Genomic DNA, 15,910 nt, shown 5'->3' on the forward strand with positions numbered 1-15,910 from the left:
TCATTCAGCAACAAAGTTTTGGCGTTTTTTAACGGAGTTAAAAACCAGTAAGTTTGTGAGGGTCAGACCAATGCGCTAAAAATGTCCGCTTAGCATAAATTTTCATGCTGGAACTGTTAACAAAAGGTTTTTTTTATGTTTGTTTGCTGTTTCTCACAGTCTGCGTAAATCCCCACTGGTTATATTGACGACACCCCAAACAGTTGGCAACTTGATAGCCTCAGGGGTAAGAGCGAGAGTTGTTTGAGTGAATTCCACGCGCTCAGACGTCCCCGCCGCGATGCGTTCCATCCGGCATTCTCTTCTCGTACGCCTTCTGCCTTCGGGCGCCGATCGCACAGGCCACGCAATAAAAAATACAGGCCTGGCGGCAATTACACACATCACATCACACAATGGAGCACTAACGATGACACGTTCCTTGGGTAAATCGGGGATTCTGAAATTCGGTATTGGGCTGATCGCGCTGACTGTGGCGGCCAGCGTACAGGCCAAGACGTTGGTTTACTGTTCTGAAGGTTCCCCGGAAGGGTTCAACCCGCAACTGTTTACCTCCGGCACCACCTATGACGCCAGCTCGGTACCGATCTACAACCGGCTGGTCGAATTCAAGACCGGCACCACCGAACTGCAGCCGGGCCTGGCTGAGAAGTGGGACGTCAGCGAAGACGGCAAAACCTACACCTTCCACCTGCGCAAAGGCGTGAAGTGGCAGAGCAGCAAAGACTTCAAACCGACGCGCGATTTCAACGCCGACGACGTGGTGTTCTCCTTTGAACGCCAGTTGGATGCGAACAACGCCTATCACAAAGTGTCGGGCGGCAGTTACGAATACTTTGAAGGCATGGACATGCCGAAGCTGATCGCCAAGATCGAAAAAGTGGACGACAACACCGTGCGCTTCGTGCTGAACCGCCCGGAGGCGCCGTTCCTGGCTGACCTGGGCATGGACTTCGCGTCCATTCTGTCCGCCGAATACGCTGACGTGATGATGAAAGCCGGCACGCCGGAGAAAGTCGATCTGAACCCGATCGGCACCGGCCCATTCCAGCTGCTGCAATACCAGAAAGACTCCAAGATCCTGTACAAGGCGTTCGACGGTTTCTGGGGCACCAAGCCGAAGATCGATCGCCTGGTGTTTTCCATCACGCCTGACGCCTCCGTGCGCTACGCCAAACTGCAGAAAAACGAATGCCAGGTAATGCCGTACCCGAATCCGGCCGACATCGCCCGCATGAAACAAGACAAAGCCATCAACCTGCTGGAGAAACCGGGGCTGAACGTGGGCTATCTGTCGTTCAACACCGAGAAAAAACCGCTGGATAACGTGAAGGTGCGCCAGGCGTTGACCATGGCGGTCAACAAACAGGCGATCATCGACGCGGTTTATCAGGGCGCGGGTCAGGCGGCCAAGAACCTGATCCCGCCGACCATGTGGGGCTATAACGACGCGGTGCAGGATTACGCTTACGATCCGGCCAAGGCGAAAGAGCTGCTGAAAGAAGCGGGCATGGCCGACGGTTTCAGCATCGACATGTGGGCAATGCCGGTGCAACGTCCATACAACCCGAACGCGCGCCGCATGGCGGAAATGATCCAGGCCGACTGGGCCAAGATCGGCGTGAAAGCCAAAATCGTCACTTATGAGTGGGGTGAATACCTCAAGCGCGCCAAAGCGGGCGAGCACCAGACGGTGATGATGGGCTGGACCGGCGACAACGGGGATCCGGACAACTTCTTCGCCACGCTGTTCAGCTGCGCGGCGGCGAAAGACGGTTCCAACTACTCCCGCTGGTGCTACAAGCCGTTTGAAGATCTGATTCAACCGGCGCGCGCCGAATCCAACCACGACAAGCGCATCGAACTGTACAAGCAGGCGCAGGTGGTGATGCACGATCAGGCTCCGGCGCTGATTGTCGCACACTCCACCGTGTACGAGCCTGTGCGTAAGGAAGTGAAAGGCTACGTCGTGGATCCGCTCGGTAAGCATCACTTCGAGAATGTCTCTGTAGACTGATTTCGACCGCTTTACCGGAGACGCACGAATGGACTTGCAGGGGCGCAACAGGTTTGCGCCCCTGCTGACCAGTCTCCGGCGTATGGCCGTCGAATCGTTCAAAGGCATGTGAGCGTTAATAAGCCTGGCGGACGATGAGCTGCCGGGCATTGATACAGAGAGTTCGGGATATGTTGCAGTTCATACTCCGACGTTTGGGGTTAGTTATCCCAACGTTTATCGGCATTACATTGCTGACTTTTGCATTCGTCCATATGATCCCCGGCGACCCGGTGACCATCATGGCCGGGGAACGCGGTATCTCCGCCGAGCGCCACGCGCAGCTGATGGCGGAAATGGGGCTGGACAAGCCGCTCTATCAACAATATTTCTCCTACGTGTCCAACGTGCTGCACGGCGATCTGGGCACCTCGCTTAAAAGCCGCATCTCCGTCTGGAGCGAGTTCGTTCCGCGCTTTCAGGCTACGCTGGAGCTGGGCATTTGCGCGATGATCTTCGCGGTGCTGGTAGGCATCCCGGTCGGGGTGCTGGCGGCGGTCAAACGCGGCTCGATCTTCGACCACACCGCGGTGGGCATCTCGCTGACCGGCTATTCGATGCCGATTTTCTGGTGGGGCATGATGCTGATCATGCTGGTGTCGGTGCAGCTTAACCTGACGCCGGTGTCGGGGCGCATCAGCGACACGGTATTCCTCGACGACAGCCAGCCGCTGACCGGCTTCATGCTGATAGACACCCTGATCTGGGGCGAGCCGGGCGACTTCGTCGACGCGGTGATGCACATGATCCTGCCGGCCATCGTACTAGGCACCATCCCGCTGGCGGTGATCGTGCGCATGACCCGTTCCTCGATGCTTGAAGTGTTGGGCGAAGACTATATCCGCACCGCGCGCGCCAAGGGCGTGAGCCGCATGCGAGTGATCGTCGTCCACGCGCTGCGCAACGCGCTGCTGCCGGTGGTGACGGTGATCGGGCTGCAGGTCGGCACCATGCTGGCCGGCGCCATTCTGACCGAAACCATCTTCTCCTGGCCGGGGCTGGGCCGCTGGCTGATCGACGCGCTGCAGCGCCGCGATTACCCGGTGGTGCAGGGCGGGGTGTTGCTGGTCGCCTGTATGATCATTCTGGTTAACCTGCTGGTAGACGTGCTCTACGGCGTGGTCAACCCGCGTATTCGCCACAAGAAATAAGGGGCGCTCTCATGTCTCAAATCACTGAGTCTGCAGTTAAAGGTGCGCCGAAGCCGATGACCCCGTTTCAGGAGTTTTGGCACTATTTCAAGCGCAATAAAGGGGCCGTGGTCGGCCTGGTGTATATCGTTCTGATGCTGGTGATAGCGCTCGGCGCCGGCGTGCTGGCGCCGCATGCGCCGGCGGACCAGTTCCGCGACGCGCTGCTCAAGCCGCCGGTGTGGCAAGAAGGCGGCAGCTGGCAATATATCCTCGGCACCGACGACGTGGGCCGCGACGTGCTGTCGCGCCTGATGTACGGCGCACGGCTGTCGCTGTTGGTCGGCTGCCTGGTGGTGGTGCTGTCGCTGATCATGGGCGTGATATTCGGCCTGCTGGCCGGTTATTTCGGCGGCGTGGTGGACGCGATTATCATGCGCGTCGTCGACATCATGCTGGCTCTGCCGAGCCTGTTGCTGGCGCTGGTGCTGGTGGCGGTATTCGGGCCGTCGATCGTCAACGCCTCGCTGGCGCTGACCTTCGTCGCCCTGCCGCACTATGTGCGTCTGACGCGCGCGGCGGTGCTGGTGGAGGTCAACCGCGACTACGTCACGGCTTCACGGGTGGCGGGCGCCGGCGCGCTGCGCCAGATGTTCGTCAATATTCTGCCTAACTGCCTGGCGCCTTTGATCGTGCAGGCTTCTCTCGGTTTCTCGAACGCCATTCTGGATATGGCCGCTCTCGGCTTTCTGGGCATGGGCGCGCAGCCGCCGACGCCGGAGTGGGGCACCATGCTCTCCGACGTGCTGCAGTTCGCGCAAAGCGCCTGGTGGGTGGTGACCTTCCCCGGCGTGGCGATCCTGCTGACGGTGCTGGCATTCAACCTGATGGGGGACGGTTTGCGTGACGCTCTCGACCCCAAACTCAAGCAGTAACAGAGGACGAGAGAGATGGCGTTATTGAATGTAGACAAGCTTTCGGTGCACTTCGGTGACGAAGGCACCCCGTTCCGCGCGGTAGACCGCATCAGTTACAGCGTGGAGCAAGGTCAGGTGGTCGGCATCGTCGGTGAATCCGGCTCCGGCAAATCCGTCAGCTCGCTGGCGATCATGGGCCTGATCGATTTCCCCGGCAAGGTGATGGCCGACAAGCTGGAGTTCAACGGCCAGGATCTGCGCAAGATCTCCGAAAAAGAGCGCCGCCAGCTGGTGGGCTCCGAAGTGGCGATGATCTTCCAGGATCCGATGACCAGCCTGAACCCGTGCTATACCGTCGGTTACCAAATCATGGAGGCGCTGAAGGTGCATCAGGGCGGCAATCGCCGCACTCGCCGCCAGCGCGCTATCGACCTGCTGACCCAGGTGGGCATCCCCGATCCGGCTTCGCGGCTGGACGTATACCCGCACCAGCTTTCCGGCGGCATGAGCCAGCGCGTGATGATCGCCATGGCCATCGCCTGTCGGCCGAAGCTGCTGATCGCCGACGAGCCGACGACCGCGCTCGACGTGACTATCCAGGCGCAGATCATCGAACTGCTGCTGGACCTGCAACAGCGCGAAAACATGGCGCTGCTGCTGATCACTCACGATCTGGCGCTGGTGGCGGAAGCGGCGCATCACATCATCGTGATGTACGCCGGCCAGGTGGTGGAATCCGGCAAGGCGGCGGAGATTTTCCGCGCGCCGCGCCACCCGTACACCCAGGCGCTGCTGCGCGCGCTGCCGGAGTTCGCCGCCGACAAGGCGCGGCTGGCTTCGCTGCCGGGCGTGGTGCCGGGCAAATACGATCGCCCGACCGGCTGCCTGCTCAACCCGCGTTGTCCGTACGCCAACGAGCGCTGCCGTAACGAGGAGCCGGAACTGCGCAGCATTCCCGGCCGTCAGGTTAAATGTCACACACCGCTGGATGATGCGGGGAGGCCGACCGTATGAGCCAGAATCAACCTTTACTGCAGGCGATTGACCTGAAGAAGCATTACCCGGTGAAAAAGGGCCTGTTCGCGCCGGAGCGGCTGGTCAAGGCGCTCGACGGCGTTTCCTTCACCCTGGAGCGCGGCAAAACGCTGGCGGTGGTCGGTGAGTCGGGCTGCGGCAAATCAACGCTCGGCCGCCTGCTGACGATGATTGAAGTGCCGACCGGCGGCGAGTTGTATTACCAGGGGCAGGATCTGCTGAAGCCGGACGTCTCGGCCGAGAAGCTGCGGCGCCAGAAGATCCAAATCGTGTTCCAGAATCCTTACGGATCGCTCAACCCGCGCAAGAAGGTCGGGCAGATCCTCGAGGAGCCGCTGTTGATCAACACGTCTCTCAGCGCCGCCGAACGGCGGGAAAAAGCGCTGGAGATGATGGCGAAGGTCGGCCTGAAGACCGAGCATTACGACCGCTACCCGCACATGTTCTCCGGCGGCCAGCGCCAGCGTATCGCTATCGCCCGCGGGCTGATGTTGAATCCGGACGTGGTGATCGCCGATGAACCGGTGTCGGCATTGGACGTGTCGGTGCGCGCGCAGGTGCTGAACCTGATGATGGATCTGCAGCAGGAGCTGGGGCTGTCCTATGTGTTCATCTCGCACGATCTGTCGGTGGTGGAACACATCGCCGACGAGGTGATGGTGATGTACCTCGGCCGCTGCGTGGAAAAGGGCAGCAAAGAGGCGATCTTCAACAACCCGCGTCATCCGTACACCCAGGCGCTGCTGTCGGCGACGCCGCGGTTGAACCCGGATATGCGCCGCGAGCGTATCAAGCTGACCGGCGAACTGCCCAGCCCGATGAATCCGCCGCCGGGCTGTGCGTTCAATGCCCGCTGCCGCCGCGCTTTCGGCACCTGCGTGCAGCTGCAGCCGCAGCTCAAACAGTACGGTGAGCAGATGGTGGCCTGCTTTGCGGTCGATCAGGACGAACATCCGGGGGCGTAAAGCGTCGAACGTCATCGCTTAAATTCACGCCGGCATCACGCCGGCGTTTTTTATTACTCAATCAAAGGGTTAATAATTAGAAAACTACCACAGTCCGCCATTTTAATTACCTCCCTAATTAAATGCTTGTAAGAGTTATTTTTCTAAGAATCTTCGTATGTTAATGGTTGTCGAATAATTGAATTTAGCGAATTGTTATTAATAACGTGAGGTTGGCCGATAAGCTTCGCTATATCTATTATAAAAGCCCTAATAAAAAAGCGCGCCGGCGGCGCGCTTTAGGTTGATGAGGCCGCGCTTATTGCGGATAAGGCACCCAATCGCCGCCGTTCAGGCGAATGTAAGGTTTCCCCTGATATTGCATCACGATGGCGTTGTCGTTTTCAGAGATGACCGGGGTCTGCGGCAGCCCCTGCGTCAGTGTCTGCCAATCGACGCTGGATTCGCTGAAGACCTTGCCGTCCACCAGGCGCGACACCAGTTCAGACAGCGCCAGATAGCTGCTCGGCGTTTTGATTTGCAGCGGGCCGCCCTGATGCGGCGCCTTCATGCCCACCAGTTTGATGCCGACCGGCGTATGGGTGATGTTCGGGCTCGGGATGTCGCGCAGGCCGGACATCTGCATCTTGTCGCCCACCAACGCCGCGCCGTGTTCCGGCACGATCACCACCACCACTTTGCGGCCGGATTTCTCCAGCTGATCGAGGAAAGTGTTCAACTGATCGAACAGCTTCTGCGCGCGCGGCTGATAGTCGGCGCTTTTGTTGGAGCCGACGAAGCGGTTGCCGTCGTGCAGCGGGATGACGTTGAAGAAGGTGGCGGTGCGGCCGTCACCGCCTTTTTGCTGCTGATCCAGCCAGCGGGTCAGCAATTCGAGATCGTTATAAATCGGCTCACCGTCGAACGACGTCAGCTCGTTGCCGACGCCGGCCTGCGACATCAGCGGCGCCTGCATGCCGCCCTGTTCACGCAGTTCTTTCAGGAAGTTGCCGAACACCCCGGAGTGATCGAGCATCAGCTGTTCCTTGAAGCCGAGCTTCGCCAGGTTGTCGAACAGGTAACACTGCTGGTTCACCGGCTGATACAGATCGTGATGCGAAAGCTGGCCGCAGCTGGCGCGCAGCAGGCGGATGGCCGCCGGGCCGCTGTAGGCGGTGGCCGAGTTGAAGTTGTCGAACATGATGTCCATTTTCGACCACAGCGGATGATTCTGCAGGTTGACCGCGTCCATATCGGCCCAGGCCAGCGAACAGATGTTGATCACCAGCAGATCGAACGGCTGGGCGTCGGCGGGCAAGGCGGCCGGGAATGCGGTGGCGCGGCCTTTTTCCCGCTCGTAGAACTGGTTCAGGTAGGCCGTCAGGTTGGCGCTGGTCGGCGGCAGGCTGTCTGCCGGCGCCGCGTCCCCCGCCGCCGGCGCTGATGTGGCCGGGGTATTGGCGCCGCCGGCGGCCGCCGTGGAAGCGGCGGGCAGCAGTGAAACCGCCGGCCCGGCGATGTTGACGATATTGAGCCACGCCAGCGCCGCCACGGTGAACACCGTGACGCGCACCCACTGTGCGACGAACAGGTAGGCGATAAACAGCACGAAGGCCGCGCCGATCATCTGCCAGTTGATAAAGCGGTTGATCAGCTCCAGCAGATACTGGGCGCTGAAGCCGGCCAGCTGTGAGCCCTGGCTAAGGATGCTGTTGATGCCCGGCAGCCAGGTGTCGTGGTAGAACAAGGCGATGCCGATCGGGATGGCGAGGTAATGGCGCCAGCGATGCAGGCGTTGCGAAGGGATCGGCATCAGCAGAAACGCCATGAACACCAGGTTCGGCAGCGCGTGGAAATTCAGGTAGCCGAACCACAGCAGGGCGAATTGAGCCAGAAAGTAGAGGTTCCAGCCACCCAGCCCGCGCCAGTAGCGCCACAGAGCGTTATCGGATTGCGTATTCGAGTTTCGAGTCATGGCTGCTTCTTACGTTTAATCTGGGAGGAGGAGCCTGTGCGCACCCATAAACCGGCGGATTTCAAATAGCGCGGCGATAACAACAGGTTTTGCCAGTATTGACGCAAATGCGGAAAACGCCGGTGAAAGGCGTAGCCCAGCGGAATGAAGATCAGCGCGCACAGCAGGATCAGTTGCACGATGTCGTTAAGGTTCAGCATGCGGTTCCTCCTGCGGGCCAAGCGACAGCGTGAAGGCGACCGGCTGCCGCCGTTCCGCGGGCACCTCGGCCGCCGCCACGCGAGGGCGCGGCGCGGGGCCCGCGGGGCCGGTGGCCGAAATCTGCCAGCGTCCCTGGGCCATGCGTTTGATTTCCGAAATGATATCGACGTCCTGGTGCCACACCACCCGGTTGCTGAAGGCTTCATCCACCGGCAGGCGGAAGATGAACTTCAGCGCGGTATCCAGATCGTTGATGCGGCAGGTGGAAAGGAACAGCACCAGCCGCCCCTGCACCACGGTCATCACGTCGCCGAACCGCCGCAGGTGGCACAGGGTCATCGCCTGTTCGGCGCGCAGACCGGTGGCCGGGCGCAGCGCCACCATCACGCCTTTGCCATCCTCGGGCAGCAGCGTGTTGCCCATCAGCGAAAGCACCGCCTGGCTGAACGCTTCCGGCCGCATGTAGCCTTTGAGCTGCAGCGGACGCAGCCCGGCCAGCAGCGCATCGATGTCGGCGGGCACATGCCGTGAGAAGCGTTGCCCCTGGATGCCCTCGAGCATGGTCAGAAAACGCGACAGCGGCGCGACGTGCGGCACGATCAGGTTGGCGCCGCAGGCCAGCAGCAGCCGTTCGTCGCTGTAGCGCAGGCTGGCGCTCATCTCGCGCACCGCGATTTTCAGGCCGTTGCCGCGGCTGCGGCGCAGGGTGTGGATCTGGTGCGCCAGATGATCGATTTGGTCGCTTTGATACAACGCGAAAATCAACGTCGCCGAGAGTCTCAGCATGCCGTGCTGCGCCAGTTCATCGTTGCTCTCCAGCAGTTGCCAGTTGGCGGACAGCGGCGGCGCGCCTTCGAGGATGCTGCGCTCGGCCAGATACTGGCTTTCGTCGCTGCGCAAGGCGGTGGGGGAGGGTTGGCTATTTTCATCCTCGCCCTGCCAGCCACCTTCCGCCGCATACAAGGTCAGCAGCTGATTGGCGTTGATGCCGTTTTCGGTGCTCCACCAGTTCACCAGGTATTGCGCGCTGTCCTGCTGCCATTGCAGGCTGGACAGGCCGTTCAGGATGCGGTGCTGTGCGCTGAGCTGCCCTTTGAGCTTATTGATGCCGCCGCCGTGGCTGAGGATCAACAGCGTACAGCCCTGCCGCCGCAGCCAGGCGGCGAGGGTGCGCGTCCACTCGCGCAGCTCTTCGGTGGTGAAGGTTTGCCACAGGCTGGCGTGGGCCAGCAGGATAAGTAAGCGATTTTGCGGCCTCAGGGCGCGCATCAGATCGTCGCTCAACTGTGTCAGCGCAGCTTTTTTCTCCGGTAATTGATACAGCGGCAGCTTCTGCAACGCGGGCGCAGCCAGCTCGGCCAGCAGGCGCTCGGGCTTGTCTCCGCTGCAGATCAGGGCGACTTTGTGGGTGGCCGGTTGAGCGGCGATGGCCTGGCGACACAGCAGCGCGGCGTCGCTTTGCCTGTCGATATTGATCCAATAAAGCCCGGGGGCCTGCATCACCGACAGCTCTTCCCAAATCTGCCGAATGCCTAGAGAAAAAGAGTGCGCCATAGGATGTGTTCTACTTTCGTTGAAAGCCGACTAAAGGCGTTTATATTTAAAGATAGCCATTTTTACGCTGGCAATAATAAATCTCCGACGCTCTTCAACAATATTTGTTGAGAATCATCTTATTGCCTGTCTCTTTTTGTATCGTTGCTATAGTTAATTAACATAGCCTATTTTCGCCAAGGCGGAAGAATGAATAACGCATCCACCCATTTTCGTGCAGCGGCGCCTGGGGAGAGCCAGGATGACCTGCAGGCGCTCAGCCAGGTTTTTTCATTGCCGAAATTACGCTATGTCGATATTTCACGGCAGGAGCGGTTAACGCAAATGATGACGCGCTGGCCACTGTTGGCCGAATTGGCGCAGACCACGGGGAGCCACTGATCTATGCCGGTGCTCGCGCTGCAAGGGTTGCGGGGTGGAATGGGGACGACCTCGGTCACGGCGGCGCTCGCCTGGGCGTTGCAGCAGCTGGGCGAGTCGGTGCTGGCGATCGACTTCACGCCGGATAATCTGCTGCGCTTGCATTTCAACACGCCGTTCGAGCTGGCGCGCGGCTGGGCCCGCGCGGAGCAGGATGGCGGCGCTTGGCAGGAAGGTGCGCTGCGTTATTGTGAAAACCTCGACTTTTTGCCTTTTGGCCGCCTGAATGGGGCGGAAAGGCTGGAAGTGCAGCGCCAGTGTCGTCAACAGCCGGAACGCTGGCGCGACAACCTGCGCCAACTGATCGCCGGCGATCCGCAGCGCTGGATCCTGCTGGATGTCCCGGTCGGGGACGGCGTGTTGGCGCAGCAGGCGCTGCAGCTTGCCGACAGCGTGTTCGTGCTGTTGAACCCCGACGCCAACTGTCAGGTGCGGCTCCATCAACAGACGCTGCCGAATGACTGCCGTTTCCTGGTCAATCACTACTCCTCCGCCAGCCAGCTGCAGCAGGATCTGCATCAGCTGTGGCTGCAAACCCTGAGCGGCCTGCTGCCGGTGGTGATCCACCGCGACGAAGCGTTGGCGGAAGCGCTGGCGGTCAAACAGCCGTTGGGCGAGTATCGCCCCGAGAGCCTGGCGGCGGATGAAGTGCTGACGCTGGCCAACTGGTGCCTGATCAACCTCAAACGGGGCGTTGCGCCATGAGCCGGGTGCTGAGCCTGCTGCTGGTGCCGCCGGTGCGTCAGGCGGTGCAGGCGCGCTACCGCGTCTATCGCCGCAACGGCGCGTCGGCGCTGACCGCCTTTTTCGCCACGCTGCTGGTGGCGCTGGGGTGGATGCTGCTGCGCTTCGAGTCACCGGCCTGGCAGCGTGTGCGCGTCGGCCGCGCTTACTGGTTCCCGCATCTGTCCGCCGAACGCCCGCGCCCGGCGGATGCGCTGCGCTATCTGCTGCAGGGTCTGTGGCTGCTGCTGTTTCGCAGCGGCCGCGCGCCGGTGCCGCGCGACTATTTCGCCGGGTGGCGGCGGCTGCAGCAGCGCTACGCCGATTGGCTGCAGAGCCTGCCGCAACGGCTGAAAAACGCCGGCGTGGAACAGCGTTCGGTAGAGCGCCTCGGCCGCATGAACCGCGGCATGCGACGCGCGCTGTTTATTCTGGTCGGCGTGTTGGCGGCGATCCTCGCCATGCTGTGCATCTCGCAACCGTTCGATCTGTCGGCGCAGTTCGTGTTCGTCGTGCTGCTGTGGGGGATCGCGATGGTGGTGCGCCGGGTGCCGGGGCGTTTGCCTGCGCTGATGCTGATCGTGCTGTCGCTGACCGTTTCCTGTCGTTACCTGTGGTGGCGTTATACCGCCACGCTGAACTGGGACGACCCGCTCAGCCTGGTGTGCGGCCTGTTGCTGCTGGTGGCGGAAACCTACGCCTGGGTGGTGCTGGTGCTGGGCTATTTCCAGACCGTCTGGCCGCTTAACCGCCAGCCGGTGCCGTTGCCCGCTGACAGCGCCACCTGGCCGACCATCGATCTGATGGTGCCGACCTACAACGAAGATCTCGGGGTGGTGAAGCCCACCATCTATGCGGCGTTGGGCATCGACTGGCCGAAAGAGAAAGTGAACATCTATATCCTCGACGACGGCAATCGCCCCGAATTCCGGGCGTTCGCCGCCGAAGTGGGAGTGAAATACATCGCCAGGCCGACCCACGAACACGCCAAGGCCGGCAACATCAACAATGCGCTGAAGCAGGCCACCGGCGAGTTCGTGGCGATTTTCGACTGCGACCACGTGCCGACGCGCTCCTTCCTGCAACTGACCATGGGTTGGTTCTTCAAAGACAAAAAGCTGGCGATGCTGCAGACCCCGCACCACTTTTTCTCGCCGGATCCGTTCGAGCGCAACCTCGGCCGTTTCCGTCAGACGCCCAACGAGGGCACCTTGTTCTACGGGCTGGTGCAGGACGGCAACGACATGTGGGACGCGACCTTCTTCTGCGGCTCTTGCGCCATCCTGCGCCGCAGCGCGCTGGATGAGATCGGCGGCATCGCGGTGGAAACCGTCACCGAAGACGCCCACACCTCGCTGCGCTTGCACCGGCGCGGACACACCTCGGCCTATATCCGCATTCCGCAGGCCGCCGGGCTGGCGACCGAAAGCCTGTCGGCGCACATCGGCCAGCGCATTCGCTGGGCGCGCGGCATGGTGCAGATCTTCCGGCTCGACAACCCGCTGCTGGGCAAGGGGCTGAAACTGGCGCAGCGCCTGTGCTACGCCAACGCCATGCTGCACTTTCTGTCGGGCATTCCGCGGCTGATCTTCCTCACCGCGCCGCTGGCGTTTTTACTGCTGCATGCCTACATCATCTTCGCGCCGGCGCTGGCGATCGCGCTTTATGTGCTGCCGCACATGATCCACGCCAGCCTGACCAACTCGCGCATCCAGGGGAAATACCGCCATTCGTTCTGGAGCGAAATCTATGAAACGGTGCTGGCCTGGTATATCGCGCGGCCGACGACGGTGGCGCTGTTCAATCCGCACAAGGGCAAATTCAACGTGACCGCCAAGGGCGGGCTGGTGGAGGAGGAGCATGTCGACTGGGTGATCACCCGGCCTTACATGTTCCTGGTGGTCCTGAACCTGGCCGGGCTGGCGTTCGGCGCCTGGCGGCTGGCCTATGGCCCGACGGACGAGGTGATGACGGTGATCATCAGCCTGGTGTGGGTGCTGTACAACATGACCATTCTCGGCGGCGCGGTGGCGGTGGCGGTGGAGGCCAAGCAGGTGCGTCAGGCGCACCGCGTGGAGATCGCCATGCCGGCGGCGATCGCGCGTGCCGATGGCCACCTCTACCCCTGCACGCTGCGCGATTACTCCGACGGCGGCGTGGGCATTGAGATGCGAGTGGAAAACGCGTTGAAAGACGGCGACAAGGCCTCGCTGCTGCTCAAGCGCGGCCAGCAGGAGTACAGCTTCCCCTGTGTGGTGACGCGCGCCTTCGGCAACAAGGTGGGGGTGCGTCTGGTCAGTCTCTCCACCCGTGAACACATCGATTTCATTCAGTGCACCTTCGCCCGCGCCGATACCTGGGCGCTGTGGCAGGACGGGTTCCCTGAAGACCGGCCGATCGAAAGCCTGCGCGACGTGCTGGCGTTGGGCTTCCGGGGCTATGTGCGCATGGCGGATTACGCGCCGCCGCTGGTGCGCGGTCTGCTGGTCGGGGTCACGTCGCTGACCGCCTGGGTCGTGTCGTTTATTCCGCGCGGCGTCGGCAGGGATCCGACCTTGGATCAACAAGAAACAGTGGGTTAGCTGCGAGTTCAACCGCCCGCTCACTCGCCCGGTGAACAGGCTCCAACATTGATGATGATACGATGACGCGAAAAATAACCTGGTTAACTGCTCTGGCCTTAGGCATCAGTACCCTGTCGCAGGCCGAAACCGCCACTGCGCCGACCGTGGCGGCTCAGCCGCCGATCGCCGCGGCGGCCGATACGGCGACCGCGCCACCGCCGGCCGCCGCGCCGCAGGATCCGAATGCGCCGGTGCGCGACGTATCGCTGCCGTTTGCGCAGATAGCGCCGCCGCCGGGCACCTTTGTTCTGCGCGGCACCCGGCCGGACGGACAGATCGAATTCGGCGTGCGCAGCGATGAGGTGGTCTCGCAGGCGATGCTCGATATGGAGTTTACGCCGTCGCCGGCGCTGATCCCGGTGGAGTCGCACGTCAAGGTCTATCTGAACGACGAACTGATGGGCGTGACCACCCTCGCCAAAGAGCAGCTGGGCAAGCCCAATCGCATCCAAATGGCGATCGATCCGCGCTATATCACCGATTTTAACCGCGTCAGGCTGGTGTTTGTCGGCCATTATCAGAACATCTGCGAAAACCCGGCCAGCACTTCGCTGTGGCTCGACGTCAGCAAGTCCAGCGCGCTGAAGCTGCGTTTCCAGACGCTGCCGGTGAAAAACGAGCTGTCGCACTTCCCTGAGCCGTTCTTCGACAGCCGCGATAATCGGCCGCTGACGCTGCCGATGGTATTCGCCGGCCAGCCTGATCTCGCCCAGCAGCGCGCGGCGGGCATTCTGGCCTCGTGGTTCGGCAGCAAGGCGCAGTGGCGCGGGCAATCCTTCCCGACGCTGTACAATGCGCTGCCGACGCAGCACGCGGTGGTGTTCGCCACCAACTCGCAGCGTCCGGATTTCCTGCGCGATTATCCGGCGGTCAACGGCCCGACGGTGGAGATGATCAGCCACCCCGACAATCCGTACGTCAAACTGCTGTTGATTCAGGGGCGTGACGACAACGATTTGATCACCGCGGTGAAGGGCATCGCGCAGGGTAACATCCTGTTCCGCGGCCAGAACGTGACGGTGGACAAGGTGGAACAGCTCGCGCCGCGCCAGCCTTACGATGCGCCGAACTGGGTGCGCACCGATCGGCCGATGACCTTCGCCGAGCTGCAGCAATATGCCGAACAGCTGCAAACCAGCGGCATCGAGCCCGGCCCGATTTCGCTGACCATGAACCTGCCGCCGGACCTGTTCCTGATCCGCAGCACCGGTATCGATATGCACCTGAAATACCGCTATACCGCGCCGCGCATTCAGGATGGTTCGCGGCTGAGCGTCAGCCTGAACAACCAGTTCGTGCAGGCTTACTCGCTGGTGCCGGAACACGAGCAGGGCGCGCAGCTGCTGCGCCTGCCGTTGACGCAGGGGCTGCTCGACTCCGACAAGAACGTCAGTATCCCGGCGCTGCGGCTGGGCGCCACCAACCAGCTGCGCTTTGACTTTGACTACACCACGCTGCTGGCCAGCGGCGCGGAAGGGCGCTGCGAAACCTACTCCTTCACGCAAAACCACGCGGTGATCGACGGCGCATCTACCATCGATTTCTCCGGTTATCGCCACTTTATGGCGATGCCGGACTTGCGCGCCTTCGCCAACGCCGGCTTCCCGTTCAGCCGCCTGGCGGATCTGTCGCAAACGCTGGTGTTGGTGAACCAGAAACCGCAGCCGGCGCAGGTCAGCGCGCTGCTGAACGCGCTTGGCGTGATCGGCGCGCAAACCGGCTACCCGGCGCTGGCCTTTACGCTGAGCGACGACTGGTCGCAGGCCAAGGATCGTGACGACGATATCCTGATGATCGGCACCATTCCGCCGGCGCTGCGCGACGACAAGAAAATCAGCCTGCTGGTGGACGCCACTCAAAGCTGGGTGAAGCAGCCGACGCGACAGCCGCCGCTGCCGAGCGCGGAATTGCTGGCGGAGGATGCCAAGCCGGACAGCAAGACCACCGTCAGTTCCGAGGGCGCGATGTCGGCGATCATCGGCGTGCAATCGCCGTTCAACGATCAGCGCAGCATCGTGGCGCTGCTGGCGGACAGCCCGCGCGGCTATGAGTTGCTGAACAATGCCCTGCTGGACAGCGGCAAGCGCGCCGCGGTGTTCGGCTCGGTGGCGGTGATCCGCGAATCGGGGGTCAACAGCTTGCGCGTCGGCGATGTTTACTATGTCGGCCACCTGCCGTGGTGGGAGCGGCTGTGGTATGCCCTTTCCACCCATCCGGTACTGCTGGCGGTGATCGCGGTGGTGCTGGTGGTGATCCTGGGGCTGATGCTGTGGCGCGGCCTGAAGGCCTTCAGCCGGCGTCGTCTGGCGCCTGAAGATCGGGATTGACGGC

12 protein-coding genes are annotated in these 15,910 nt (G+C 61.7%); 9 read left to right on the forward strand and 3 right to left on the reverse strand.

Annotated features, from left to right (window positions below):
* The first annotated feature begins 409 nt into the window (after nt 1-409).
* The 5 genes from dppA (at nt 410) to dppF (ending at nt 6,103) form a co-directional block, all read left to right on the forward strand.
* The gene (gene dppA, locus J0F90_RS00585; protein ID WP_033639032.1) at nt 410-2,017 is read left to right on the forward strand and encodes a dipeptide ABC transporter periplasmic-binding protein DppA; all 1,608 of its coding nucleotides are present in this window, start codon (nt 410-412) and stop codon (nt 2,015-2,017) included.
* Nucleotides 2,018-2,187: 170 nt separating this feature from the next.
* Nucleotides 2,188-3,207, forward strand: coding sequence for a dipeptide ABC transporter permease DppB (dppB, locus tag J0F90_RS00590; RefSeq protein WP_033634229.1), 1,020 nt, complete (start codon nt 2,188-2,190; stop codon nt 3,205-3,207).
* Between the two features lie 11 nt (nt 3,208-3,218).
* On the forward strand, nt 3,219-4,121 hold the full coding sequence (gene dppC / locus J0F90_RS00595; RefSeq protein WP_025304838.1) for a dipeptide ABC transporter permease DppC: 903 nt from the start codon (nt 3,219-3,221) through the stop codon (nt 4,119-4,121).
* Between the two features lie 15 nt (nt 4,122-4,136).
* Nucleotides 4,137-5,117, forward strand: coding sequence for a dipeptide ABC transporter ATP-binding protein (gene dppD / locus J0F90_RS00600; RefSeq protein ID WP_004934132.1), 981 nt, complete (start codon nt 4,137-4,139; stop codon nt 5,115-5,117).
* Entirely contained in the window at nt 5,114-6,103 is a 990-nt protein-coding gene (gene dppF / locus J0F90_RS00605) for a dipeptide ABC transporter ATP-binding subunit DppF (RefSeq protein WP_015376237.1), read from the forward strand. Before dppD ends, dppF begins: the two co-directional genes overlap by 4 nt.
* 298 nt (nt 6,104-6,401) lie before the next feature.
* On the opposite strand, the gene bcsG is transcribed toward dppF, so the two are convergent.
* From bcsG to bcsE, 3 genes are read right to left on the reverse strand one after another with little or no spacing between them, the layout of a single operon-like run.
* Complete coding sequence (gene bcsG, locus J0F90_RS00610) at nt 6,402-8,057, reverse strand: cellulose biosynthesis protein BcsG (RefSeq protein ID WP_033639031.1); 1,656 nt, start codon at nt 8,055-8,057, stop codon at nt 6,402-6,404.
* Complete coding sequence (gene bcsF / locus J0F90_RS00615; protein ID WP_004934139.1) at nt 8,054-8,257, reverse strand: cellulose biosynthesis protein BcsF; 204 nt, start codon at nt 8,255-8,257, stop codon at nt 8,054-8,056. The genes bcsG and bcsF overlap by 4 nt, the downstream gene beginning before the upstream one ends.
* Nucleotides 8,244-9,812 (reverse strand): cellulose biosynthesis protein BcsE, encoded by a 1,569-nt coding sequence (gene bcsE / locus J0F90_RS00620; RefSeq protein ID WP_033639030.1) that lies wholly within the window; start codon nt 9,810-9,812, stop codon nt 8,244-8,246. Before bcsE ends, bcsF begins: the two co-directional genes overlap by 14 nt.
* 189 nt (nt 9,813-10,001) lie before the next feature.
* Between bcsE and bcsR the strand changes: the two genes are divergently transcribed.
* From bcsR to bcsB, 4 genes are all read left to right on the forward strand, one after another.
* Nucleotides 10,002-10,193 (forward strand): cellulose biosynthesis protein BcsR, encoded by a 192-nt coding sequence (gene bcsR / locus J0F90_RS00625; RefSeq protein ID WP_033639029.1) that lies wholly within the window; start codon nt 10,002-10,004, stop codon nt 10,191-10,193.
* Between the two features lie 3 nt (nt 10,194-10,196).
* Nucleotides 10,197-10,937 (forward strand): cellulose biosynthesis protein BcsQ, encoded by a 741-nt coding sequence (gene bcsQ / locus J0F90_RS00630; RefSeq protein WP_028127819.1) that lies wholly within the window; start codon nt 10,197-10,199, stop codon nt 10,935-10,937.
* Nucleotides 10,934-13,537: a UDP-forming cellulose synthase catalytic subunit gene (bcsA, locus tag J0F90_RS00635; RefSeq protein ID WP_033639028.1), complete on the forward strand. Its 2,604-nt coding sequence runs from the start codon at nt 10,934-10,936 to the stop codon at nt 13,535-13,537. The genes bcsQ and bcsA overlap by 4 nt, the downstream gene beginning before the upstream one ends.
* A gap of 62 nt (nt 13,538-13,599) precedes the next feature.
* Complete coding sequence (gene bcsB, locus J0F90_RS00640; protein ID WP_033639027.1) at nt 13,600-15,906, forward strand: cellulose biosynthesis cyclic di-GMP-binding regulatory protein BcsB; 2,307 nt, start codon at nt 13,600-13,602, stop codon at nt 15,904-15,906.
* The last annotated feature ends 4 nt before the right edge of the window (nt 15,907-15,910 follow it).

It is taken from the genome of Serratia marcescens subsp. marcescens ATCC 13880 (assembly GCF_017299535.1).
Lineage (GTDB): Bacteria > Pseudomonadota > Gammaproteobacteria > Enterobacterales > Enterobacteriaceae > Serratia > Serratia marcescens.

What these genes read in the sequence shown, in the direction of transcription:
- bcsQ (WP_028127819.1), top strand. Translation starts at nt 10,197, where the DNA reads ATGCCGGTGCTCGCGCTGCAAGGGTTGCGGGGTGGAATGGGGACGACC.
- bcsE (WP_033639030.1), bottom strand. Translation starts at nt 9,812, where the DNA reads ATGGCGCACTCTTTTTCTCTAGGCATTCGGCAGATTTGGGAAGAGCTG.
- bcsR (WP_033639029.1), top strand. Translation starts at nt 10,002, where the DNA reads ATGAATAACGCATCCACCCATTTTCGTGCAGCGGCGCCTGGGGAGAGC.
- bcsB (WP_033639027.1), top strand. Translation starts at nt 13,600, where the DNA reads ATGACGCGAAAAATAACCTGGTTAACTGCTCTGGCCTTAGGCATCAGT.
- bcsG (WP_033639031.1), bottom strand. Translation starts at nt 8,057, where the DNA reads ATGACTCGAAACTCGAATACGCAATCCGATAACGCTCTGTGGCGCTAC.
- dppF (WP_015376237.1), top strand. Translation starts at nt 5,114, where the DNA reads ATGAGCCAGAATCAACCTTTACTGCAGGCGATTGACCTGAAGAAGCAT.
- dppA (WP_033639032.1), top strand. Translation starts at nt 410, where the DNA reads ATGACACGTTCCTTGGGTAAATCGGGGATTCTGAAATTCGGTATTGGG.
- dppB (WP_033634229.1), top strand. Translation starts at nt 2,188, where the DNA reads ATGTTGCAGTTCATACTCCGACGTTTGGGGTTAGTTATCCCAACGTTT.
- bcsA (WP_033639028.1), top strand. Translation starts at nt 10,934, where the DNA reads ATGAGCCGGGTGCTGAGCCTGCTGCTGGTGCCGCCGGTGCGTCAGGCG.
- dppC (WP_025304838.1), top strand. Translation starts at nt 3,219, where the DNA reads ATGTCTCAAATCACTGAGTCTGCAGTTAAAGGTGCGCCGAAGCCGATG.
- bcsF (WP_004934139.1), bottom strand. Translation starts at nt 8,257, where the DNA reads ATGCTGAACCTTAACGACATCGTGCAACTGATCCTGCTGTGCGCGCTG.
- dppD (WP_004934132.1), top strand. Translation starts at nt 4,137, where the DNA reads ATGGCGTTATTGAATGTAGACAAGCTTTCGGTGCACTTCGGTGACGAA.